This is a genomic window from Martelella sp. K41-7, from assembly GCF_055808365.1.
Map to the genome: position 1 here is coordinate 3,942,193 of NZ_CM147867.1, position 22,742 is coordinate 3,964,934.

26 protein-coding genes, 1 tRNA gene and 2 pseudogenes are annotated in these 22,742 nt (G+C 58.0%); 8 read left to right on the plus strand and 21 right to left on the minus strand.

Going from position 1 to position 22,742, the window contains the following annotated elements; all coding sequences use genetic code 11:
- Positions 1-147: 147 nt before the first annotated feature.
- Complete coding sequence (locus AC0L7L_RS18725) at positions 148-657, minus strand: hypothetical protein (RefSeq protein ID WP_473510652.1); 510 nt, start codon at positions 655-657, stop codon at positions 148-150.
- Positions 658-711: 54 nt separating this feature from the next.
- Here AC0L7L_RS18725 and AC0L7L_RS18730 point away from each other — a divergent pair.
- Positions 712-787 (plus strand) — tRNA-Phe (locus tag AC0L7L_RS18730).
- 134 nt (positions 788-921) lie between these two features.
- Here AC0L7L_RS18730 and AC0L7L_RS18735 read toward each other — a convergent pair.
- The 3 genes from AC0L7L_RS18735 to AC0L7L_RS18745 are packed head-to-tail and all read right to left on the minus strand — an operon-like array spanning position 922 to position 1,933.
- Positions 922-1,221 (minus strand): hypothetical protein, encoded by a 300-nt coding sequence (locus tag AC0L7L_RS18735; RefSeq protein ID WP_473510654.1) that lies wholly within the window; start codon positions 1,219-1,221, stop codon positions 922-924.
- Between the two features lie 55 nt (positions 1,222-1,276).
- Positions 1,277-1,723 carry a hypothetical protein gene (locus AC0L7L_RS18740; RefSeq protein WP_473510656.1) on the minus strand — a complete coding sequence of 149 codons (447 nt, stop codon included), beginning with the start codon at positions 1,721-1,723 and terminating at the stop codon, positions 1,277-1,279.
- Between the two features lie 3 nt (positions 1,724-1,726).
- Positions 1,727-1,933 (minus strand): hypothetical protein, encoded by a 207-nt coding sequence (locus tag AC0L7L_RS18745; RefSeq protein WP_473514033.1) that lies wholly within the window; start codon positions 1,931-1,933, stop codon positions 1,727-1,729.
- Between AC0L7L_RS18745 and AC0L7L_RS18750 the strand changes: the two are divergent.
- Positions 1,891-2,019: pseudogene (locus AC0L7L_RS18750) on the plus strand (IS481 family transposase); the annotation flags it as partial. The gene AC0L7L_RS18745 and the pseudogene AC0L7L_RS18750 overlap by 43 nt on opposite strands.
- Before the next feature lie 500 nt (positions 2,020-2,519).
- On the opposite strand, the pseudogene AC0L7L_RS18755 reads toward AC0L7L_RS18750, so the two are convergent.
- The 9 genes and pseudogenes from AC0L7L_RS18755 to AC0L7L_RS18795 all read right to left on the minus strand — a co-directional run.
- Positions 2,520-3,043, minus strand: a pseudogene (locus AC0L7L_RS18755) (transposase); the annotation flags it as partial.
- Between the two features lie 371 nt (positions 3,044-3,414).
- Positions 3,415-4,998, minus strand: a complete 1,584-nt coding sequence (locus AC0L7L_RS18760; protein ID WP_473510659.1) for an EAL domain-containing protein — start codon at positions 4,996-4,998, stop codon at positions 3,415-3,417.
- 372 nt (positions 4,999-5,370) lie between these two features.
- Positions 5,371-6,156: a gluconate 5-dehydrogenase gene (locus AC0L7L_RS18765; RefSeq protein ID WP_473510661.1), complete on the minus strand. Its 786-nt coding sequence runs from the start codon at positions 6,154-6,156 to the stop codon at positions 5,371-5,373.
- Positions 6,157-6,214: 58 nt separating this feature from the next.
- On the minus strand, positions 6,215-7,057 hold the full coding sequence (kduI, locus tag AC0L7L_RS18770; protein ID WP_272213601.1) for a 5-dehydro-4-deoxy-D-glucuronate isomerase: 843 nt from the start codon (positions 7,055-7,057) through the stop codon (positions 6,215-6,217).
- A 140-nt stretch (positions 7,058-7,197) separates the two neighbouring features.
- Positions 7,198-7,662: a NanQ anomerase/TabA/YiaL family protein gene (locus tag AC0L7L_RS18775; protein WP_272213602.1), complete on the minus strand. Its 465-nt coding sequence runs from the start codon at positions 7,660-7,662 to the stop codon at positions 7,198-7,200.
- Between the two features lie 170 nt (positions 7,663-7,832).
- Positions 7,833-9,140, minus strand: a complete 1,308-nt coding sequence (locus AC0L7L_RS18780) for a TRAP transporter large permease (protein ID WP_272213603.1) — start codon at positions 9,138-9,140, stop codon at positions 7,833-7,835.
- Position 9,141: 1 nt separating this feature from the next.
- A complete protein-coding gene (locus AC0L7L_RS18785) occupies positions 9,142-9,657 on the minus strand; it encodes a TRAP transporter small permease (RefSeq protein WP_272213605.1) in 516 nt (171 codons plus the stop codon).
- A gap of 69 nt (positions 9,658-9,726) precedes the next feature.
- Entirely contained in the window at positions 9,727-10,725 is a 999-nt protein-coding gene (locus AC0L7L_RS18790; protein WP_272213606.1) for a TRAP transporter substrate-binding protein, read from the minus strand.
- 45 nt (positions 10,726-10,770) lie between these two features.
- On the minus strand, positions 10,771-11,562 hold the full coding sequence (locus AC0L7L_RS18795) for a GntR family transcriptional regulator (protein WP_272213607.1): 792 nt from the start codon (positions 11,560-11,562) through the stop codon (positions 10,771-10,773).
- Between the two features lie 263 nt (positions 11,563-11,825).
- On the opposite strand from AC0L7L_RS18795, the gene AC0L7L_RS18800 reads away from it, so the two are divergent.
- Positions 11,826-12,011 carry a hypothetical protein gene (locus AC0L7L_RS18800; protein ID WP_272213608.1) on the plus strand — a complete coding sequence of 62 codons (186 nt, stop codon included), beginning with the start codon at positions 11,826-11,828 and terminating at the stop codon, positions 12,009-12,011.
- A gap of 14 nt (positions 12,012-12,025) precedes the next feature.
- On the opposite strand, the gene AC0L7L_RS18805 is transcribed toward AC0L7L_RS18800, so the two are convergent.
- A complete protein-coding gene (locus AC0L7L_RS18805) occupies positions 12,026-13,339 on the minus strand; it encodes a flavin monoamine oxidase family protein (protein WP_473510666.1) in 1,314 nt (437 codons plus the stop codon).
- A 57-nt stretch (positions 13,340-13,396) separates the two neighbouring features.
- The gene (locus tag AC0L7L_RS18810; protein WP_272213612.1) at positions 13,397-13,531 is read right to left on the minus strand and encodes a hypothetical protein; all 135 of its coding nucleotides are present in this window, start codon (positions 13,529-13,531) and stop codon (positions 13,397-13,399) included.
- 214 nt (positions 13,532-13,745) lie between these two features.
- On the opposite strand from AC0L7L_RS18810, the gene AC0L7L_RS18815 reads away from it, so the two are divergent.
- Positions 13,746-14,678, plus strand: coding sequence for a dihydrodipicolinate synthase family protein (locus AC0L7L_RS18815; RefSeq protein ID WP_473510669.1), 933 nt, complete (start codon positions 13,746-13,748; stop codon positions 14,676-14,678).
- A 60-nt stretch (positions 14,679-14,738) separates the two neighbouring features.
- On the opposite strand, the gene AC0L7L_RS18820 is transcribed toward AC0L7L_RS18815, so the two are convergent.
- From AC0L7L_RS18820 to AC0L7L_RS18835, 4 genes are read right to left on the minus strand one after another with little or no spacing between them, the layout of a single operon-like run.
- Entirely contained in the window at positions 14,739-15,710 is a 972-nt protein-coding gene (locus tag AC0L7L_RS18820; protein WP_272213614.1) for a TRAP transporter substrate-binding protein, read from the minus strand.
- 52 nt (positions 15,711-15,762) lie between these two features.
- The gene (locus AC0L7L_RS18825) at positions 15,763-17,043 is read right to left on the minus strand and encodes a TRAP transporter large permease (RefSeq protein WP_272213615.1); all 1,281 of its coding nucleotides are present in this window, start codon (positions 17,041-17,043) and stop codon (positions 15,763-15,765) included.
- Entirely contained in the window at positions 17,040-17,609 is a 570-nt protein-coding gene (locus AC0L7L_RS18830) for a TRAP transporter small permease (protein ID WP_272213616.1), read from the minus strand. Before AC0L7L_RS18830 ends, AC0L7L_RS18825 begins: the two co-directional genes overlap by 4 nt.
- Before the next feature lie 54 nt (positions 17,610-17,663).
- Positions 17,664-17,831: a hypothetical protein gene (locus AC0L7L_RS18835; RefSeq protein ID WP_272213617.1), complete on the minus strand. Its 168-nt coding sequence runs from the start codon at positions 17,829-17,831 to the stop codon at positions 17,664-17,666.
- Between AC0L7L_RS18835 and AC0L7L_RS18840 the strand changes: the two genes are divergently transcribed.
- The gene (locus AC0L7L_RS18840; RefSeq protein WP_272213618.1) at positions 17,830-18,606 is read left to right on the plus strand and encodes an HpcH/HpaI aldolase family protein; all 777 of its coding nucleotides are present in this window, start codon (positions 17,830-17,832) and stop codon (positions 18,604-18,606) included. The two genes, AC0L7L_RS18835 and AC0L7L_RS18840, sit on opposite strands and share 2 nt — an antisense overlap.
- A 7-nt stretch (positions 18,607-18,613) precedes the next feature.
- Here the strand turns inward: AC0L7L_RS18840 and AC0L7L_RS18845 are convergent, their stop codons facing one another.
- Complete coding sequence (locus AC0L7L_RS18845) at positions 18,614-19,516, minus strand: LysR family transcriptional regulator (RefSeq protein ID WP_473510674.1); 903 nt, start codon at positions 19,514-19,516, stop codon at positions 18,614-18,616.
- Positions 19,517-19,589: 73 nt separating this feature from the next.
- On the minus strand, positions 19,590-20,282 hold the full coding sequence (locus tag AC0L7L_RS18850) for a FadR/GntR family transcriptional regulator (protein WP_272213621.1): 693 nt from the start codon (positions 20,280-20,282) through the stop codon (positions 19,590-19,592).
- A 156-nt stretch (positions 20,283-20,438) separates the two neighbouring features.
- Here AC0L7L_RS18850 and AC0L7L_RS18855 point away from each other — a divergent pair, with 156 nt between their 5' ends.
- From AC0L7L_RS18855 to AC0L7L_RS18865, 3 genes are all read left to right on the plus strand, one after another.
- A complete protein-coding gene (locus AC0L7L_RS18855) occupies positions 20,439-21,227 on the plus strand; it encodes an ABC transporter substrate-binding protein (RefSeq protein WP_272213622.1) in 789 nt (262 codons plus the stop codon).
- Positions 21,228-21,313: 86 nt separating this feature from the next.
- Entirely contained in the window at positions 21,314-21,985 is a 672-nt protein-coding gene (locus AC0L7L_RS18860; RefSeq protein ID WP_473510678.1) for an amino acid ABC transporter permease, read from the plus strand.
- Positions 21,985-22,734, plus strand: a complete 750-nt coding sequence (locus tag AC0L7L_RS18865) for an amino acid ABC transporter ATP-binding protein (protein ID WP_272213625.1) — start codon at positions 21,985-21,987, stop codon at positions 22,732-22,734. The genes AC0L7L_RS18860 and AC0L7L_RS18865 overlap by 1 nt, the downstream gene beginning before the upstream one ends.
- The last annotated feature ends 8 nt before the right edge of the window (positions 22,735-22,742 follow it).

Here is a 22,742-nt window from a genome sequence, read left to right on the forward strand (position 1 = left end):
GCCACATCCCAGCGTCGGCGTCTTGCATTCCGGCGTATTCTGGTCGTATTGCAGTAGTCTTTTCGCTATTGTTTTGATTTCGTCTGTGTTGTGGTTATGATAAAGCTGAAGCGGCAAGATATATATTACATATCTCGATATTCTAATTTATATCAATGTTATTTGATGGTCTAATTTAAAGGTTTTTTCATGAACGTTTCTCATCAGAACATGGTGACTCTCGGCCGTGGGGTCGAATCTGACGCGCGATTTGACCTCATGGCCGGGGCTCTCGCGTCCCTTGCCAGCGATGAGGGTGTCAAGGTCGTCAAAGCCCTGCAGGTTAGCAGGCAGACATGTCTGGGCCTTTGCCGTGTTACCGGGCTTTCCGTTTGTCAGGTTGGTTCGGCGACGGCCTTGCTCGTGCGGCGCGGCCTCGTTGGCGTCAGGCGGCATGATGCTGAGACGTTCTACGAACTGGCTTATCCGCGCATTGGTGACCTTGTTGATTTTGCCGAGGAACTGGCCTTGTCGGTGCGGCTGAAGGCGGCTTTGTAAGCGGCTTTCTCCGGTTTGTTCCCGGCGAACGGGCCGCGCAGCCGGTGAACCGAAATTTTCTTGGAAAATCGGGAAATTGCCGCTGGACTTGAAAAAACAAAATGCTATAAACGCGCTCATTCGCGGGTCCGCTCCGGCAGCCGGCGAAGGTGCTTTTTTGTCTCAAGAGCGCCTGCCCAGATAGCTCAGTTGGTAGAGCAGCGGATTGAAAATCCGCGTGTCCGTGGTTCGAATCCGCGTCTGGGCACCACTTAAACCCATTGGGTTTAGTAATCTTTTTCATTTTGGCCTGCCTTCGTTTCTTCCTGTTTGACAGTTTTCGTTTTGCGTCTGTTCACTTCGGCTTCGAAATCGGCCATGGCGGCAGCGGTCTGTTTCCGCATGTCAGCGCGCCTCGAATAGTGCCGTGCCGTTCCATGGCTTCGGTATTCTGTCCGAGCACGAGCTGGATGGTCGCCATGAGGCGCGAAAGCCGGCCGTGGTCCATGGTCGTCCGTAGCTGTTGGCGCAAAGCGTGATGGCGTCGTGTTTCGGCTGGTTGGTCATTACCTGCGCCACATCGGGCAACAAGGGGAGGGCGACGGCTACTCCGGTCTTTCCGCGTCTGGTGATGATCTCGCCATTCGAAAGGGCAGACCGGGGCAGCTTGAGCGCGTCCTGCGGATCGAGGCCGTAATAAATCATCAGCATTACCGGAGGCAGCATATGCGCCGGAATAGCCTCTATGACGGCTTCACGCTCAAAGTCTGCCCACGGTCTGTTTGCCTGCGGGGCATCCTTCGGGCGCGGTTTTCACATAATTCCCCCAGCGAATGCCCAACTTGGTTGCTGCCTTGTCTCGTATCTTGCGCACCAGAGGCGGCGTGAAGCGCTTCAGCGGTGTGCCTGCGATGCTCTTCAGGTAGTCAAAGCAGCGCTGATAATCGGCCTGTGTGCGCGGGGCCAGGTCTTTGAACTTGTCGCTGGCATGGTAGCGTTTAATGAACAGGCCAAGCGTACCGGGCTTGGCCTGTTCCGAACTCTTCACCAGTTCGTTGATGCGGTAGCACTCTGTATAATACGCGACCGAGTAGAGCGGGCACTTCTCGAGGTCCATCGGTTCACGTGTTTTGCGATGGTAGCACCGCCATTTGCCCTTGCGGTCCTTGAATATCTTGAAACCGCGAGGGTTCTTCCTGTCTGCCATCAATCACTCCAGCTTGGAAAGAATGTCATCGTCGGTATCGACGCATCCGGCTTTCTTGCTCTCGAGCCAACGGCCGAGATCTGATCGGTCGTAGCGAATGGTGCCGTCTCCAAAGGCAACCGGAGCCACCGGGCAGCACACCGGAAAGCGTTTGATTGCGAGGCCGCAATATCGGGCGGCGATTGAAGACGTTGCGTGGGCTAACGCCACACGAATACATCTGCAAAATCTGGACTTCTGAACCCCAACGTTTCAAACTTAATCCGATCCATCAAATGCCGGGACTGAACACCTAGGGAAAGAAAGGGTTGATAGGTCAGGAGTGGCAAAGATAATGGACCATCTTCGCGCCAGCTTGCTGGCGGCGGAGATGCGTCCAACGGACGCAGCCGCTTCTGACCTGTCAAGGAGCCTTGAGATTCCAACGCATCGAACGCTTCCGTTAAGCTGCCGGGGCCCGTGACCCCGGCAGCCGGAAGCGAGAGAGAGCAGATTTTTTGGTCGCCGAAGGCGGAGAAGCAAAAAATCAGAGCGTTGGAGAAGGCTCAGTACCCTTTGTTTCCCCTGTGCCCGCGCCCATTGGACAAGACGAACGCCTGGTCGTTGCTTGGGCCTGTTCTGATAAGGCCAACTTACCCTGAGAACGTCGGGGCCCACACCAAGAACCAGTCCAGACACACCGTTTTCTCCGGGGCCGAGAGTGCTCAGGTACGCCGGGTTCAATAGATCATCTTCCTGTATCTTGATTGGGACCCGCATGCCTGTGTCTGTTGTGCCACTATCCGTGGGATCACGCCAGGACCCTGGCCACAAGACTGCGGTCATTGTCATAGACGATCGATTGCGGCACGGCCCCGAAGAACGCAAACGCATGGACGTGGCCATCAACCCAGGCCTCGGCTACCGCCGCGGGATAAGCCCGCACATAGCAGCCGTCCCTATGCGGAAGGTCGAGCACGAAAAACCGGGCTTTCTGTTCCACGCCGCCGATCACGACAGTCGCCTCACCGAAATCAGCCTGCGCATGGCCGGGCGGATGAGAAAGCGGCACGAACACTTCCTGACGGCGCTGTTCCCGTTCGCGGATATAGTCCTTGATGATCGTATAGTCGCCGGTGAGCCCGCACTCGTCATGAAGCCGGTCGAAACGAACGCATCCAGCTTCGGGCGCCGGACTGGTGATCGTCGCTGATAGCCAGGAGGCGTCGAATATGTCAGCATCTTTGCTACGCTGTCGCGGGATATGTTGAAGTGTTTGGCTGCCTGACGTCGGCTCATGCCTTCCGAGACGGCCAGACGAACCTTCAGATAAAGATCCACGGTGTAAATCCTCTGTCCCTCCTGCACTCATTGCGTCACACGATGGAAGGTCGGCTCATTGATGCCGGTGTGGAAGTGTTTGACCGCAACCTTTTACTCGGGCATTCAAAGGGCAACATGAGTGAGCGCTACCGAGGGGGGCGAAGCGAGGCTAAAGGCGGCTGAGCGGACACTTAAGAGAATCCAGAGCTGACAAGGCTTGCTCATGGACTGGTCAAGAACAGAGGTGGTCTTGGAAACCAAATTCCGAAATACCGGAGACGGATCAAGGAAAAGAGCCTTCAGAGCCGCCGCTTGCGACATCACGCAAGCGCCCCTCAAATCAGCAAATCAAAAGAGCTAAAGTCTCCTGAAATCCGAACTGCATCCTTTCAAACCGTTGGGGAGTAGCTCACTTCATTTTCAATAAACTGCGTCACAAAGGTCTCCGACAAAACCGGTTTGCTAAAGAGCCACCCCTGCGCTGTCAGGCCCGGGCGCATGGCTCTCAGGCGGCTGGCCTGCGCTTCAGTCTCCACCCCCTCGCAGATCACATTGACGTCCAGTGTCGACACCAGGTCAAGTATCTTGTTCACAATGGTACTGGCAGCAGTCTCCTGATCAAGAGCCTGAATAAACATACGATCTATCTTGATCCCGGAGATCGGAAGCTCCGATATATAGGACAGGCTTGAATATCCAGTACCGAAATCATCGATGAAAATCTGGTATCCGCAGTCGCGAAAAAGCGCCATCGAGGAAGTCAGCGCCTCATGGTTGGCGGTTGAACGCTCGGTCAGCTCGAGCGCCACTTGCCGAGGAGAAAGTCCCCGGCGCGCCGTCTCATTCTGCATGAACGCAAGGAAGGAGGGGTCGAGGAGATCGCTCGCGATGATGTTGATACTGATATAGAAATCCGGCCTCTCCTGCAGAACATCCTGCATCGAGGAAAGGGCCATAGCGACAACTTTACGCGTGATTGTGTTCCCAATGCCCATTTCTTCGGCCGCGCCGATGAACATGTCGGGATAGACCCATCCACCAGCATCATCGATCAAACGGACTAGTGCTTCTGCACCGGTGAGCTCTCCGGTGTCCAGTTTGAAGAACGGTTGATAGACCACGGCCAGGCGGTTCGCCTTTATCGCGCGTTTCAGCTTTTGCCGCCATGACAAGCGATGATTATGATACCACAGGCAGAAACCGCCGATTACGCCGCCGCACGCCGCCCCGGCAAACAGAAATACTGCAAACTGAAAAGCATTTGTCCGGCCTATCGCTGAAGACGAATACCGGGCGACCAGGCATATGTCGTAGGTATCGCTACAACGCGAATAATAGCGATCATGATTAAGCAAAAAGCCAGCGTCAGGTTGCCCCAACCGCTCCACTAAACCGCGTGTTTCACCAAAACTTTGAAAGACATAGTCCCCGTCATGGGTCACGACCAAAGCACTGAAGCCGTCACGATTTGGCTCAATCGCTTCAAATGCTGCAGGGTCGGTAAACACCGCCGTCTGACCATGGGCGGCAATATCCACGGGTATCCCGATCGGCAACACGCCGACTGTCGCTCTCCAGAAGACCGTTCCATTCAGCATATCCCCACGAGCTGGTTGAGGTAGCCTGCGTGCGGGAATAAAGAACCCAAACATGGCTGAGCATATCAAGTTCCCATGCACGATACGGCCAACATCGCCCAGATAATCCGAGCGAAAGGCATAATCACGCATCATCGCAAGATCGGTTTCGGAGCATAAGATATTGGATGTTTCATTCAGCAGCCGAATAGCGTCGGTGCCGTCGGCGGCAATCGACACAGACCGATCGTATATTTTTTCTCCGTATTGAAAAACCAATTGGTTTGCGCTTCTTGTAAGCGCAACAAACTGAGCCGCAAATGTGAGAATTCCGCCCAGAATAATGCAAACGGCCAGAAAGGTTAGGTCCCGTCGTGATAGCCGTATTGCGTTCAAGCGCGCCTCCCACCCACCTATTCCTATAGAATGGCCTAAAATTTTAGAAAAAACATATAGATATTCCTCTGACTTGAGAATTATTAAATATCGCTATGGTCGCAGGCGGAAGCCGAAAGCTTCATTTCGAAGGCTATGCTCTCGGGTTATTTCCAGACTTGCTGGCGCGACATACCGGCCTCCGTCTCGGAGAACCAGACAGGTGACAAAGGCGTCAAGCTTGGGGCGACGCACCGCTGCCTGCCCGCCATCGTGATCAGAGCCGGAAAATCCAACATCCGGCGGTTCAAAGAATGGGGCAGCGCAGTTATCATTTATCAGCTTGCCGGAACGGACAGGTAAATGCCTTGCCCGCTCCGGTTTCGTGCTGAATTACGGCTGCTTGCCGATATAGGCGAGGATGCCGCCGTCAACGTAGAGAACGTGGCCGTTGACGAAGTCCGAAGCCGATGAGGCAAGGAAAACCGCCGGGCCCTTCAGGTCGCCGGTCGTGCCCCAGCGGTTGGCAGGCGTCTTGGCCAGGATGAAGGAGTTGAACGGATGGCCGGGCTCGCGCAGCGGGGCGGTCTGCGGCGTTTCGATATAGCCGGGGCCGATGCCGTTGCACTGGATGTTGTAGGCGCCGTATTCCGAAGCGATATTGCGTGTCAGCATCTTCAGACCGCCCTTGGCGGCTGCGTACGCCGAAACCGTTTCGCGGCCAAGCTCGCTCATCATCGAGCAGATGTTGATGATCTTGCCACTGCGGCGTTCCATCATTGATGGCAGAACGGCCTTGGCGAGGATGAAGGGTGCCGTCAGGTCGATATCGATGACCTTGCGGAAATCACCAGCTTCCATCTCATGCATCGGCGTACGGGCAATGATACCGGCATTGTTGACCAGAATATCGACCGGGCCGACGTCTTCGGCAATCCGGGCCACCATGTTCTGTACGGCAGGCTCATCGGTAACGTCGCAGATGTAGCCTTTGGCGTCGATGCCGGCTGCCTTGTAGTCGGCGATGCCTTTTTTCAGGAAATCTTCGTTGATGTCGTTGAAGACGATCGTCGCACCGGCTTCGGCAAGCGCGGAAGCAATGGAGAAGCCGATACCGTAGGAAGCGCCGGTGACCAGCGCGACCTTGCCTTCAAGCGAAAAACTGTCTGCAAAGTGCATGAGCGGATCTTTCTGTTCTTGAGAAATGTTTGTTCGGAGGGCGAAGCTGTCCCAGCGATCAGCGCAATTCGTTGATCGGGATGACATCCATGTCGTTGAAGGTCTGGTTTTCGCCGCCCATCGCCCAGATGAAGGTGTAGCTGGTGGTGCCGCAACCGGCATGGATGCTCCATGACGGGCTGATGACGGCCTGCTCGTTCTGCACCAGAATGTGGCGGGTCTGCTTGCCCTCACCCATCATGTGGAAGACAGATTGATCTTCCGGCAGATTGAAATAAGTGTAGATCTCCATCCGGCGCTCATGGGTATGGGCTGGCATGGTGTTCCAGACACTACCCGGCTCCAGCTGGGTCAGGCCCATGGAGAGCTGGCAGGTTTCCAGAACGTCAGGATGGATGAACTGGTTGATGACGCGCTTGTTGGACGTGGCTGCATCGCCCAGCGGAACCTTCTTGGCATCGGCCATCTTCAGGAAAGTTGTCTTGCAGGCTTTGTGAGCCGGTGCGGAAACCATGTAGAATTTTGCGGGCTTGGCCGGATCAACGCTCTTGAACACGACCGACTTGGTGCCGCGGCTGATATAGAGGCAGTCCTGAAAGTCTAGGTTGAAGGTCTCGCCATCGGCCTCGATCGTGCCGGAACCGCCAAGGTTGAAGATACCGATTTCACGGCGCTCCAGAACATAATTCGTTCCGAACGTACCCATGCAATCAATGCCCTTGTCCAGCGGCACGGCTTCACTCACCGGCATGCAGCCAAGGGTCACCATCCGGTCGATATGCGAATAAACGGCAACGACGGTATCGGCGACATAGAGGTTTTCGATCAGGAATTCATCGCGCGCTTCCTCGGTGGTGTAGCGCTTGAAGTCTTTCTGATTGACGGAATAGCGGATATCCATGGTTCTTTCTCCTTCGTTGTGTAGAAGCGAATAGTTGCGGACTAACCCTGCGGTCTTTTCGCTTGCTGAAATTCAAATTGGTTGCTCTCGGCGCCTGAAAGGCGGGCGGGGTATGTTCTCCCGCGCGCAGTACGGATCGATCACAAGCGGATTTTGACAACGACCTTGCGAACGGGCTCGCCTGTTTCGGAAACGGCGCAGCATGGGCGATGCACATCCCAGGGGTAAAACACGGCAAAGCTGCCGGCAGACAGCGTCAGCGGTGTTTCATCGGCCATCGTCTCGTAAAACAGCAGGTCGCGCTCCTCGGAGAGGTCTTCAACCGCTTCTCCCGTTGTCGACAGAGGCGCAAAGCCGATCACTTCCCGGCCGGAAACCACATATTGAATGTCGAAATAGCGGAGATGGGATTCGGGGCGGTTCGCTTCAGTGGGCCGGGTCACATAATCCTGGACTGTTGCGAAAATACGATCCCCGTCAATGTCGATCCGGCCTTCCGGCGCGCTGGCCAGGTCGGCCTGGCTTAAGAAACGAAGCCCTTCCAGTACCGCTTCCGGCATGGTCGCCTTCTCGAGGTCGAGATTGTCAAGTCGTCCGAAAATCACAGTCTTTACTCCTTGCTGACCGTTGCTATTGTCCGGCCTGGACGTGTGGAGGCGCCATCGGGCATCGCCATCACGCGCATTTCAGTTGTTCTGCCGGTGCCCGGTTTACCCGAACGTATCCGTTCCGGCCGCCCCGCGGCGGGGCAGCCGGTTTTCAAAAAGTTCGATCACTAATGGATCAGCCCGGCCGCACGCGGCAGCGCCAACGACAATTCCGGTATGAACGTCACCGCCATCAGCAGTGCCACGAGGATGAAGAAGAAGGGCAGCAGCGGCTTGACGACGTCCTCGATCTTCAGCTCGGCGATACGGCAGCCGACGAACATGATCGGACCGACCGGTGGCGTGATGGTGCCGATGCACAGGTTGAAGACCATTAGAACCCCGAAATGGACAGGATCGATGCCCAGTGAGATCGCGATCGGGAGGAAGATCGGTGCAAAGATCAGGATGGCCGGTGTGGGGTCCATCACGAAGCCTAAAAGCAGGATCACGATATTCATGATGATCATGATCAGGATCGGGTTGTCCGTTATCGACAGCAGCGACGACGCAATGATGTTGGGGATCTGCGCATAGGCCATGATCCAGCCCATGATCGACGAAACACCGATCATGAAGATGATCATCGCCGTGGTTTTTACCGTTGCCAGCAACAGTGCGGGGACCATCTTCACCGACATCGTTCTGTAGGCAAGAGACAGGATCGAGACGTAGACCACCGCGATGGCACTGGCTTCGGTTGGCGTGAAAATGCCCGAGATGATGCCGCCAACGACGATCACGATCATCAACAAGGCCGGAATCGCTTCAATCGTGGTCTTCAGGTTGGTCCGGAAATTCGCAAGCCGTTCGGCCTTGTAGCCAGCCTTGCGTGCGAAGAAGACCACCGGGATCATGCAGGCAAAGCCCCATAGAATGCCGGGCACATAACCGGCCATGAACAGGGCTGCAACCGAGGAGCCGCCGCTGGCCAGTGAATAGATGATGAAGGTGTTGCTTGGCGGAATAAGCATTCCTGCAGGCGCCGAAGCGATGTTAGCGGCGGCGGCAAATTTTGGATCATAGCCATCCGCCTTCTGCTGTGGCCCCATGGCCCCGCCAATGGCGGCGGCGGCTGCAACGCCGGAGCCGGAGATGGCACCGAACAGCATGTTGGCAACGATGTTCGTCTGAACCAGCGAGCCCGGTATGAAGCAGATCAGTGCCTTGGCAAAATTGATCAGCCTTCGCGCTATCCCGCCCGAGGTCATGATGTTGCCTGCCAGGATAAAGAACGGGATCGCCAGCAGCGAGAAGGAATTGATGCCGGCGAAAATACGCTGGGCGGATGTGATCGCCATGCGGTCAAATGTGAAGATGGTGGCCATCGCCAGTACGGAACCAATGCCCATGCTGACACTGATCGGAACGCCGATCATCAGAAGGATCGGAATCGAGATGAGCAGGATAAGGCCGATGTCGGCTGCGTTTCCCATTTTAGTTCGCCTTTCCTTCCACACTCTGCGTATTGGCAGGGCGGAGCAGCGCTCGAATGTCATTCCAGATGTTGTAAAGGCAGTAATAGGCCGAAAAGGCGCCACATATCGGCAAAGCCAGATAGATCTGTCCCGTTCGCAGGAACGGGATGGCGGCGTTGGTCTGACGCATCGTCCGGTCAACGGCGTCGAGCCCGCCGATCAGAAGAATAGCGACAACAAACAGCAGGATCAGGATGTCTGCGGTGAGATGGAAGACACCTTTCAGTCGCGCTGACGAAAACGCATCCACGAAGATGCCGATGTTCATATGGCCTTTTTCGCCAAACAGCAGAGCTGCACCCAGAAGAACCAGCCAGACAAACATGATTTTTGCCAGCTCTTCCGTCAGTGCGCCAGCACTGCTGAAAACATAACGGCTGACCACTTGCCAGGTCACGATAACCGTCAGAAGGCCGCACAATGTGATGCAGGTCGTTGCCAGAAAACGATCGACCCAAAGCTTGATCGTATGCATAGCAGTTTCTTTCTCATCCCTGACGGCCCCGGAAAGCCGGGGCCAGTCCTGGTCATCTATTGTTGGGAATTATTCGCTTGCCGGATGCATCTGCGAGTAGATCTTCTTGGTCACGTCGCTGGTGATCTTTTCTTCCGTCAGCGGACGAACGGCATCGCGGAAGGGCTGAAGGTCAACGTCGTTGAACTTCGCACCGGCGTCTTCAGCCAGTGCCCTGGACTTGGCTGCATCTTCAGCAAAGACTTCGAATTCATAGTCTGCGGCCTTCTGAAGCTCTTCGATGAAGATCTGCTTCACATCGTCAGGCATGTCTTCGAAGTAATCGACATTCATCACCAGGTAATCAGGGATCATCAGGTGCTGCGTGTAGGAGAAATACGGTGCAATTTCAGAATGCTTGAGCGACCAGTAAGTCACCTCGTTGTTTTCGCCGCCATCGAGAACACCGGTCTGAATAGCGGTGTAGACCTCGCCCTGACCCATGGCGATACCGTTGCCGCCCATCAGGTTCATCATGTCGATATTGGTCTGCGACTGCATCACGCGGATCTTCTGGCCGGCCATATCTTCCGGCGTTTCAACCGGGTGGTCCTTCAGATAGACATTGCGCGAACCGGCGGTGAAAGCGGCCACAACAACGATGCCCTGATCAGCGACCGAGTTGTAAAGATCACTGACAATTTCCGGGTTATTCACGATCTGCTTTTGATGCTCGATGCTGTCGAACACATAGGGCAGGTTGAAGACGACGAAGTCGGGGTTCCAGCTTTCCAGAAGGCTGGCGGCGGCCAATGACATGGCGATCGTGCCGGTCTGGGCCATTTCCACGGTTTCCTTCTGCGCGCCAAGCAGCTCATTCGGGAAAATCTTGACCGAATATTCGCCGTTGGTGCGTTCTGAGAACGCTTCGCCGAAACGCTGCATCGCCTTGTACTGCGGGTGCGATTCCGGCTGGTTGAACGCGATCTCGTAGACGGTTTCGGCGAAAGCAGCAGACGGACCAAACACAGCACCCAGCGCGATTACGCTGACGCCCGCCAGTTTAAGAGTATTTTGTACGTTTTTCATGATTGCCTCTCATGAGGATACTGGATTTCGAGGTATCGGCCGTGTTCACGACTGGTTGGGCCGACTTTCAGTCTGAGAAGCGATGTTGCCATCGCCCCACTTCTCGTAGACATTCGTGATGTCTCCGATGAAATAATCCGGGTTGAGGTCGCGGATCGGACGCAGGTCCTCCGCGCTCAGCCCTTCTAAATGATGAGTCATGGCAGCCACTGCGCGCTCTGCGTCTTTATCGGCAAGCGCATCCACGATCTCGCCATGTTCCACGAGCACCCGTTCCATGCGGTTGATCTGCGGCAGCGTCAGGCGCCTGTAGCGATCGACCTGCAACTTGACCTGCTCGATGATTTTCCAGATGCCGGGATAGCCACCCGCAACCGCAATGGCGCGATGAAGCGCCTCATCCGCGGCATGAAATTCATCGTTGTCGCCGGCGTCTGTGCGCTCACGCTGATACATCAGCAGGGCGCGCATATTGGCGATTTCACTGCCTTGCACCCGGGCGGCAGCGGCGCGGACATTGACTTGCTCAAGCGCTGTACGCGCCACCTGAGCTTCGAGAAGTGAAGCTACTGGAATACGCGAAACGCGCGTGCCCGACTTTGGAACAATATCGACCAGCTGTTCTTCGGCCAGCCGCAGGAGCGCTTCACGGATCGGTGTGCGGCTGAGCCCGCATTCGGCTGCAATTTCCTTTTCGCTGATGGTCTGGCCGGGCAAACGCTTCAGAGAAACAATTTCAGCACGCAGCCGGCGGTGAACGATCTGGGTAGCAGTCCCGGTTCGGGTGCCGTCTCCATTCCCCGAAATGTCAATCATGCCATCAGATGCGTAGCCCATCCGGGTCTCCATCGCTTGTTGTATATCTTATATACCATATATATAAGTTCGGCAATGCCACTTTGATGACAATTGAAAGTCACTGTTTTCAAGGCCGGCAGGGTATCCTGAAAATGCTGGAAATATATGATTTTAAATGAAAAAATGATCTAATTTGGGAACGGGCGTGTCCACGAAAAGTCTGGCGCAAGGTGCCGTCGGCAGCGGCCAGTGTTGAGGTCTTTAGCGCCATTGCCAGAATCAGTATGAGCTGAGGCAGGTTCATGTCGACGACCCAGGAGGCAAGGCCATTTGGTCGCGGCGGAGCCTTCACCGATATCGTCGGACGTGATCCCACCGGTGGGCTGCATATGCGCAAGATGCTCTCGGAAAATCCCGCTGCCTATCGTGATGCCTGCGCTGCCGGCATCCATGCGCTGATCGGCCTCGAATCGGGTGACATGCGATGATGCGGGGCGCTGTTTCAGAGCCAGGATGTGCTTCGGCTGGCTGCTTCGTAGCCGCTGCGAACTGCGGCCTCCATATTGGCGAACTCCAGAAAATCGCCTGCCAGTGCGATCCGGTCCATCGGTTTTGTGAGTGCTGGCTGCAGTGCCGCGCGGCCGGGAAAGGCAAAAGGTGCGCCAAGCGGCCAGCGCTGCACAATTGGTGCCGACGCGATTTCTGCCTCCGGCAGAATGCGTTTGAGATCATGGAGAAACCGGGAAGCGATCTCAGTATCGTCAAGTGCCATCAATGATGTGGCGCGCGCGGCGCCTGCAAACATCATCAGGCTGCCACCGCGCTCATGTCCGGGCAGGGAAAACCGGTTGACCGACTGGTTGAACAGAACGCTGAAGGCGTTGTCGGGGGTGGAAACGGCATAGGTTTTCTCCAGTTTGCCGGCTGTGGCCTCCCTTGTATTCAGTGCCACGGAAAGGAATGGGCCGTAGCGCACCTTTGAGAGTGCGTCGTCTAGCGGTTCCGGCAGTTCGGCGATCAGCGCGCGCGTCTGCGGTGCCGGTGTTGAAATGATGATGGCCCTGGCGTGCAGGCACAAAGGCTGGCCGTGAGCGTTGTGTGCGGTCACCGTGACATGTTTTTTGTGCCGCACCACGCTGTGCGCTGGCGTTTCAAGCAGGAGCCGGCGCCGAAGCTGCGTCGCGATGGCTTCGGGCAGGCGGGAAGAGCCACCGATAAGATGAAAGCCAGGTGCGGCCGAAGACCAGACATTTGCAAACGACCGCAGGCCGTGACCGGCGGATATCTCGCCGGGGTCGCCGCCGCAGCGCTCGGTTATGGCGCGGATGATCGCTTCGGTTTGCGGGTGCAGGCGGCCAAGTCGCGCCGCAAGCGTTTCATCTCCGGCAAAGGCGAAGCGCTGTCCGGTCCTCTCCTGCCAGATGCCGTTTTCGGTGCGCCGGAGCATTTTTGATGCACTGGCCGATCCGAGCCTGAGGTCAAGACCGGCACGGACCAGCGAAAGGCGCGCAAGCGGCGACAGCGGCAACAGAAACGGCAGAAATTCCGGCCGTCCCTTCAGCCGCAACCTCCCGTCATAGGCGATTGCCATCAAGCCTGCGTCAATGGGGCGAAGACGCAGGCCGAGTTCGGCGCAGAGATCGCCAACGGGCGTGCCTGGACCGCCGAGCATGTGGGCGCCGAAATTGAGGATGCCGGTTGGCGTCTCGGTCGACAAGATGCGCCCACCCACCCGGCGATCTGCTTCGAGAACCAGAATGTCGCGGTTTCGCAGGCGCCAGGCGGCGGAAAGCCCTGCGATCCCGGCTCCGATCACGATCACGTCGTGGATGTGATGTTCAGTGGCCGGGGGCTAGCTTGAAATTCTGCCATTTCAATAGGCCTGAGCGCTGACCGCCAGCGGCGAAGGGGCGCGGATGATACCCGGGGTCCGGCCCATGTTGTCGACGGTTGGATGATCGGCGGCCGTGGCAATAGTTGCGCCATTGACGACTGTATCGAATGACATTGGATGCTCCCTGATTAATCGGACCGGCAGGTGCGCCTAAGGGTACGGATAGTCGTCCGCATATATCTGTTAAATATTTGATTTTATGAGGAAAAATATCTTGATTGGGCGTTTCCTCCATGCTTCAGTGGCACCGCTGAAACGCCACATCATGGCGCGTGCTGGGCCCTGCTCTTGCTTCGGGCCGCCAGCCGGCCCGCCGGAGAACCAGACCTTGACCGAAATAGCTTCCGCCGCTGCCAGACTGACGGGCATCCACGCGGCAACCATATGTCCGTTGACTGAGGATTTTCGGATCGATGAGGTGGCGCTGCAGGCGCATATTGCACATGTCACGCAGGAGCGCCGCATTGCCGGCCTGCTGATCAACGGCCATGCGGGCGAAAATGCGCAGCTTTCCAGCGCTGCGATGGCCCGGGTGGTCGGGCTGGTGCGCGCGGTGGCGCCAGCAGGCACATTCATCACCAGCGGAATTTACAGCGAAAGCACGCAGGAGGCGGCCCGGCAGGCGCAGGCCGCCGGGGCTGCAGGTGCCGATGCGCTTCTGGTTTTCCCGCCGAACGGATGGGCGCTCGGGCAGGACGTGGAGACCGTGGTCGCGCATCATGCCGGCGTCGCTGCAGAGACGGTGCTGCCGCTCGTGGTTTATCAGGCGCCGGTCGGAACCGGTCCGATGGCTTACCGGCCGGAAACGCTTGAGGCGCTGGCAGGTCTGCCGTCGGTTGCCGGCGTCAAGGAAGGGAGCTGGGAGGTCGCGACCTATGAGGAGAACTGGCGGCTTTTGAACCGGACCCGGCCGGGCCTCTCGGTCATGGCCTCGGGGGATGAGCATCTTCTGACCTGCTATTTGATCGGCACTACCGGCAGCCAGGTGAGCCTTGCGGCGGTCGTGCCGGCACTTGTCTGTGATCTGTTTGAAGCCGCTGCGGGCGGGGACTGGGAGCGGGCGCGGGCGGTTCACGAGCGGCTCTATCCGCTCTCCGCCGCCATCTACCGCAAGCGATCCGGGGTAACGCCCACAGCCCGTCTCAAAGCCTGCCTTCATATTCTCGGCCTTATTCCCTCTGCCCGCGTGATGCCGCCGAACCGGCAGCCGGAGCCTGAGGAATTGCGTTCTCTTGAAAAGCTGCTTCGGGCACTTTTTTAAGTCAGCACAGAAGCGGGAGTGCGACGGCCGAATACCCGACCGTCGCATTTTTGAGTGCGGTCAGTCCTTTGTCGCCAGATCGAAGAGTTGCTTCTGGCTGTCGGTTTCCAGCATCTCGTTGTAGAGCGGGATAACCGCTTCGCGGAACGGTGCCGGATCGGGATGGCTGATGGTCACGCCGTTTTCGACGAGCGCGTCAAGCAGCGGCTTTTCCTGTTCATCGACATAGCCACGCTGCCAGGCAGAGGCTTCCTCGCCGCTTTCCTTCAGTGCCACCTGAATGTCTTCCGGCAGGCCGGAGAACATGCCCTCGTTCATGAACACCACCGCGGTCATGTTGAGCCAGCCGAGAATGGCGAAATCAGGGGCGACTTCGTAGAGATTCTGGCCGGTATAGTTGGTGGCGGCCCCTTCGGCGCCATCGACAACGCCGCTCTGGAGCGCGCCGTAAAGTTCGGAATAGGCAAGCGGGGTCGGGTTGGCGCCAAACGAACGGAAGGCGTCGACGTGGATCGGGTTCTGCATGGTGCGGATCTTCAGGTTCTGAATATCCTCAATGCCTTCAATCGGATCCTTGGTCATCAGGTGACGAATGCCGGAGGAGAAGACGCCGATCAGCTCAAAGCCGGCGGTTTCAGCCGATGTTTCCATGGCGGCGTAGACGTCTTCGTCTTCCAGCTTTTCGCTGAGCGCCGGAATGCTGGTGAACAGGAACGGCAGGTCGAAAACCCGGAAGTCGGTGATGTAGTTGGAAATCGTGGAGTTGGCGGTCATTGCCATGTCGAGCGTACCGAGCATGGTGCCTTCCACAAGCTGGGCCTCATCGCCAAGCACGCCGTTGGGGAAGATTTCGATGGTTGCACGGCCATCGGTCTTTTCTTCCAGAAGCTCGCGCATCAGCTGCAGGCCCTTGTCCTGAACCTCGTCGGCTGCATTGGTGTGGGCGATCTTGAGGACGTAGTCTGCGGCAAATGCGGGTGAGGCGGTGGAGCACATCAGTGCGGCAAGGCCAAAAGCCTGGATCAGTTTCATTTGAGTTCCCCTTGTTGTTTTTGAGGCAGGTTGGAATGACCGGGTCGCCGCATCAGCGGTAGACCAGATTGGGCAGTAGGAGTGTCACGGTCGGGACGAAGGCCGTCAGCATCAGGACGATGACCATCGGAATGAGCGGCAGCCAGACCTTGGAGGCGGCCTGTTCGATCCGCCGCCCGGCCACCATCGAGGCGACGTAAAGGCAGATGCCGTAAGGTGGTGTGATCAGGCCGATCGACAGATTGAGGGCCATCAGTACGCCGAGCTGGATCGGGTCGATGCCATAGCCGACTGCAATCGGCATCAGCACCGGCAGCAGGATCAGGATGGCCGAAATGCTCTCCATGAACATACCGACCACAAGCAGCAGGATGTTGACGATCAGCAGGAATGCGACCGGCGACGACGCGACCTCGCGCAGCCAGGCATCAAGCGCGCTGGTCACCCCCAGCGAAGCGATGATCCAGGAGAAAATGCTGGCGGTGGAAACGATGATCAGCACGGCGGACGAAAGGCTGACGGTGCGCAGGATCAACGGACCAAGGTCGGTAAGCTTTAACTCGCGGTAGATGAAGCAGGAAATTCCGAGCGTGACGAAAACGGCAATGCAGGCTGCCTCGGTGGCGGTAAAGACGCCGCCGACAATCCCGCCAACGATGATCACCGGCACGAACAGGGCGGGAACCGCATCGATAAACACCGACCACAGCCGCTTCAGCGAGAACGGTTCGGCATCGCGATAGGCTTCGCCGCCGTTCTTGGCATAGAGCCAGGCGCCGGTCAGGAGACTTAGCGAGATCAGCAGGCCGGGGACGATGCCACCGAGAAACATGGCGCCGATCGACTGGTTCGCGGTGATGGCGATGACCACCATAACGATGCTCGGCGGAATGATCGAAGCCATCGAGCCGGATGCGGCAATGATGGAAACGGCCATGTCGACATTGTAGCGCCGCTTCTTCATTTCCGGCACGAGGATGGAGCTGATCGCCGCCGTATCGGCCGATCCGGAACCGGAGATCGCGGCAAGCCCCGTGCCGGTGGTGATGGCCACCATGAACAGGCTGCCGGTAATCCAGCCGACCAGCGCGGTGGCGAGCGCGACAAAGCGTCTTGCAATGCCACCTGCTTCCATGATCAGCCCGGCAGCGACAAAGAACGGGATCGCCATCAGCGGGAAGGAGTTGACGCCGCCATAAACCCGCTGGGCGATGATGGTGAGCGGTACATCGGTGAAGGCGACAATGGTCACGAGTGCTGCAACGCCGAGTGCAAGCACGATCGGCATGCCGGAAAAGATCAGAAGGGCGAAACCGCCAAAGGCAAGGCTCATAGCAGCTCTCCGGAATGGCCGGTGTCATCAGCCTGTTTGCGGCTCAAAAGTCCCGGCAGGGTTGCGATGGTGAATTCGAGCGCGAAATAGCTCATGCCGACGGGAATGGCCGAATAAGGGATCACAAGGGGCAGTCTGAGGGCCGCCGACTTCACCATCAGGCCGATGGCAACGAGGCCGAAACTGCCGTTGACGACAACAACCAGGAACCAGAGCCCGAGCAGGAAAGAAATGCCGCCGACCAGTTTCTGGATCCACATCGGGCAGCGCACGATCAGGACATCGACGCCGACATGTTGATGGTGGCGCATGGCGATGCCGGCGCCGAGCATGACCAACCAGACCTGCGCGAAGGTCGCGGTTTCTTCCGTTCCGGCAATCGAGTAGTTGAAGACATAGCGCCCGAGAATCTGCACCAGAATGGCAAAGGCCATATAGATGAACAGGCTTGCCGCAACGATGTCGACCGCCCGCCGCAGGATGGTCAGGACAAGGCGGGGCAGATTGCGCAGGCGGAAGCCTCCGGTGTACGCCTCTGTCTGCGCAACGGAATTTTCGGTTGGCATATCTTTTCCAGTTTTGCTCCGCCCGGGAGGGGGGTCGGTGTTGATGATCACAGCTTAACGTGGTTTGCGTTCGCCGCCAGAGCCTCGTGTATTATATTTAGGCATGCGCAAATTATAGGCAGTATTTGCATTGCCTATTGCGGCGGTCACGGCAATAAAGGCAACATCAATGGCGGCCAGCCCGCGCTCTTTCTGCCAACCGTATTTTGGAACGATCACCATGCCTCAATTGACCACAGAGCCCTCTGAAACCGCCGATATCGGCCTTGCCATATGCGTGATGGGGACTGTCGAAACGGTGGCGATCGCGCAGCGCACCGGCTTTGACTTTCTGGTGGTGGACATGGAGCATGGCCGCATTGGCCTCGACGCGATGACGGATATCTGTGTGGCCGGACTGCTGGCCGGCGTTCCAGTCTATGCCCGCGTCACTGGGCCCACATCGCCGGATCTCGCCCGGGTGCTCGATTGCGGCGCGACGGGTGTGATCGTGCCGCATGTGGATACGCTGGAGCAAGCGCGCGCGATTGTGGAGAAGACGCGCTTTCTGCCCACCGGTAACCGGGCTTTGCCCGGTCCACTGGCAATTAGCGGCTTTGAGCCCGTTCCGGTGGCCGATCTGATCGCCACTGCCGAGGCCAGCACACGCGTGATTGCGATGATCGAAAGTGTGAGCGGGTTGGAGGCTGCCGATGAGATCGCCGCACTTGAGGGGATCGACGGGCTGATGATCGGTTCGAATGACCTCGCCGCAGCGCTCGGTTGCCCCGGTGATGTCGCCCATGAGACGGTCGTCGGTGCCTTTGCCGCCATTGGCCGGGCGGCAAAACGTAATGGCAAGACATTCTGCACGATGGGTCTGCCGCCGGAACGGGTGCGTGAACAGGCGCTCGATTTCGGTGCTGGCATGGTCGTCGCCACCAACGAGATCAATCTGCTGTTCGATGGTGCCCGGCACACGCTTGACAGCTTCCGCAAGATCACGACTGACGCCTGAAGACGCCTCAGCGCCGGATTTCGGCAATCCGCGTGCCGGTCGTCAGCGTGAAGGTCCGCACAAACGCGCGCGAGTGGCGCGAAACGGAGTGGCTGCGCGGCAGGATGGCGGTCAGCGGCCGCGGAATGCGTGGCTCGAACGGCAGTACCGTCAGGTCGGAATAATGGTCCGATGTGGCGGTTACCTCGTCAATAAGCGCAACGCCCCAGCCCTCCTGCACGATCCGTGCGGCGGCGTTCAGGAACCTGACCTCCACCTTCGGCTCGTAGGGAATGGCGGATTTGCGGAACGCCTCTTCCAGCAGCATGGCGACACGGGTGCCGGAGAGCGGGCAGATCAGCCGTTCGCTGGCCAGGTCCTGCGGCGTGACGAAAGGCAGTTTCGCAAGCGGACTGCCGGCAGAACAGACGCAGACGGTTCTCAACTCGTCGATCGGCTGCAGGATCAGCGAATGCCGCTCGCCGGGATCGATGGCAAAGCCGACATCGGCAATACCGGCCTCGACAGCCTCCAGAACATTGTGCAGCGGCTTGGTGTCGAGCACCACGAAGACGTCCGGAAAGCGCTCCAGGAACTCGCGCATGGCCATCGGCACCAGCGATTCGGTGACTTCCGATGTCGCCACCACACGGATACGGCCGATATGGCCGGCGCGGATATCGAGGGCGCTCTGGTTCACCGTCTGCTGCAGCTGGAAGATCGGCTCGGCGCGCGAGAACAGCAACTTTGCTTCTTCCGTCGGCACCAGCCGGTTGCTCAGCCGCTCGAACAGGGAAAAACCGACCATGCTTTCCAGATGTTTGATGGCGTTGCTGACCGCCGGCTGCGACATTCCGAGCGCTTCGGCCGCACCCACAGTGGTGCCAGCAGTCATCACCGCATGGAAAATCTCAAGCTGTCTGAGGTTCAATGTCCGGTCTCTTCATTGCTGGCAATCGTCATTTTGCCGAGTTCGAACCGTTTGTCGAGACCGATTGCCGGTCCTAAGGCGCAAGTCCGGCACATTGTGCCGTGTTGCGGATGTGCGCCTGCATGGCAGCACCAGCCGCCGCACTGTCTCCGTCGTGCAGCGCCATCACGATGGTGCGATGCTCGCCGACCGAGGCTTTCATACGTTCGGGGTCTGTGCGCGGGATCGGCTGGCGCTGGGTTTCCGTCAGCTTGTCGCGCACGGCCTCATAGAGGTCGCGCAGCATCGCATTGGAACACGCCGAAACGATGATGCGGTGAAATTCGAGATCGGCCTCGACATTGGCGACCAGGTCCTGCCGGGCCCAGCTTTCCTCCATCGTGGCCGTTGCCTGCTCCATCAGATCGAACTGGTAGTGGGTCAGCCGGCCGGCAGCGAGCCGGGCGATCTCGCCTTCGAGCATGACGCGGGTCTGAAACGCATCGAACACGGAGTAGCTGTCGGCGTAGCGCCACGTCTTGCTGTCGCGTTCCTGTCTGCGGTCTCCGCTTCGGGTCACGAATGTGCCCCTGCCCGGTTCGGTCTTGACCAGTCCCAGCGTCTCGAGCGTCAGCAGCGCTTCCCTGAGTGACGGCCGGCTGATGCCGAATTTCACAGACAGTTCCCGCTGTGAGGGGATCTTCTCGCCATCTTTCAGTTCGCCCGACTGGATCATGGTCTGGATCTGGCGCGCGACCGATTGCGGCAAAAGTGTCTTGTTGAGCATGCGGTCCCCGCCTCCCCGATTGATGCTGTCAGTCTATTTTTTTCAACCCGTCTTGCAAAGCCGAAAAAGCCGTGCATGATTGGTTGACTGGTAAGACCGGTTTAACCAGTTAGCCAATTTAGACTTAGGCCTAAACAAAATACAAGGGGAACCACAATGAAACGCGCACTCAAAATCACGCTTCTTTCCGCCGTAGCGGCTTTTGCGACAACGGGCGCTCACGCTGCTGACTGGACCGTCGGCGCCAATATCGGCAACGTACCGTGGGAATTTGAGGATTCCAGCGGCAAGGCCGTCGGCTTCGAGGTTGACCTCGTTGAAGAGATTGCTGACCGTCTCGGCAAAACCGTCGAATTCGTCAATACACCGTTTAACGGTCTTTTCCCGGCGGTTCAGTCGGGCCGTATCGACATGGCGGTGTCCTCGATCACGATCACCGAAAAGCGGCTTGAATCGGTCTCCTTCGCCCAGCCATATTATGACAGCGACCAGTCGCTTTCGACCAGCAAGTCTGCTGGCGTTTCCGGTCTTGCAGACATGGACGGCAAGGTCGTCGGCGTCGACACTGGCTCGACCGGCGACATGTGGTCGGAGGCACACAAGGATGAATACGGTTTTTCCGACATCCGCCGCTATGAAGGCCTGGCTCCGGCCATGCTCGACATGACCGCAGGGCGCATCGACGGCTATATTTCGGACATTCCGGCGGTCCTCTATTATGTCAAGGACAAGCCGGAACTGCAGGTGGTTGAGCGCATCCCGACGGGCGAGAAATACTCGATCATGTTCGCTAAGGACGCACCGTTGGCAACCGAAGTCAACGGCGTGATCTCCGAACTGAAGGAAGACGGCACGCTGGCCACGATCTATGAGGACTGGTTTGGCGCCACCCCTGAAGCGGGAACCTCCACGGTTGAAGTTCTCGACATGCCGAAGGCCAAGTAAGGCCGTTTCCGCACTCATCCGCATCGGGGCCGGCCGCCGTCATTTAGAGGCTGTGGCCGGCCCAATCCCGGAGCCTTCTTCCGCCCATGGACCTGATCCACACATTCCTGAATGTCGGCGTGTTTGTCGACAGTCTGCCGCAATTGATGCGCGGTCTGCTGGTGACGCTCGAAATCGGGTTTATGAGCATCGTCGTCGGTCTTGCCGGCGGCCTGCTCCTTTCTGTTGCGCGGCTTTACGCGCCCCGCATTCTCTCCATTCTCATCAGGGGCTATATCGACATCTTCCGGTCGATCCCACTGCTGGTACTGCTGATCGTGGTGTATTATGCGCTGCCTTTTGTCGGCATCAGGCTTTCGGCGTTTCTGTCCGCCGTCACCGCGCTGTCGCTGGTATCGGCCGCCTATACCGCCGAAATTTTTCGCGCCGGAATCGAAGCTATACCGCGCGGACAGTTCGAGGCTTCCGCTGCCCTTGGCCTCTCCGAGCGCCACACCATGGTTGATGTGGTGCTGCCGCAGGCCGTCCGCATCGTCATTCCGCCGCTGACAAACAACTGTATCAATGTGCTCAAGGATACCGCGCTCGCATCCGTTGTGGCGATGCCGGATCTTTTGAAGCAGGCGACCCAGGCCCAGGCGCTTTCCGCCAATCCGACACCGCTGATTGGTGCTGCGCTGATCTACATTATCCTGCTCTGGCCGATGGTCGCCGTCGTTACCCGGCTTGAACGCCATTTCAGCAAGGGGAGGCGCTGATGGCCGCAACCGCCCGCACGCTTATTTCCATTCGCAATCTGGTGAAGGCCTATGGCGACTTCACCGTTCTGCACGGCATTGAACTTGATATTGCCGAGGGTGAGGTCGTTTGTGTGGTCGGCCCTTCCGGCTCGGGAAAGTCGACCCTTATCCGCTGCATCAACCATCTGGAAGCTTTCTCCGCCGACAGCAGCATCGAGATTGATGGGCTGCCGGTGCGCCGCGGCCCGGAACTGGCTCAGGTGCGCGCCGAAGTCGGCATGGTGTTCCAGAATTTCAATCTGTTCCCACATATGAGCGTCGTCCGCAATGTCATGCTCGCACCGATGCGGGTACGTGGTACCTCTGCCGAGAAAGCCCGCAAGCAAGCGCTCACGCTGCTCACGCGCGTCGGCATCAGCGAGCAGGCGGAAAAATATCCCGGCCAGCTTTCCGGCGGGCAGCAGCAGCGCGTGGCCATCGCCCGCGCTCTGGCAATGGAGCCGCGTGTGATGCTGTTCGACGAGCCGACATCCGCGCTCGATCCCGAGATGGTTGGCGAGGTTCTCGACGTGATGCGCGATCTTGCCGGTACCGGCGTCACCATGATCATTGTCACCCATGAAATGGGGTTTGCGCGCCAGGTCGCCGATCGGGTGATCTTCATGGATGGCGGGCGTATCGTCGAGGCCGGCGCACCCGCTGCTATTTTCGACACGCCGCGCGAGGAGCGAACCCAGGATTTTCTCCGCGCTGTGCTCAATCACTAGACAACAAA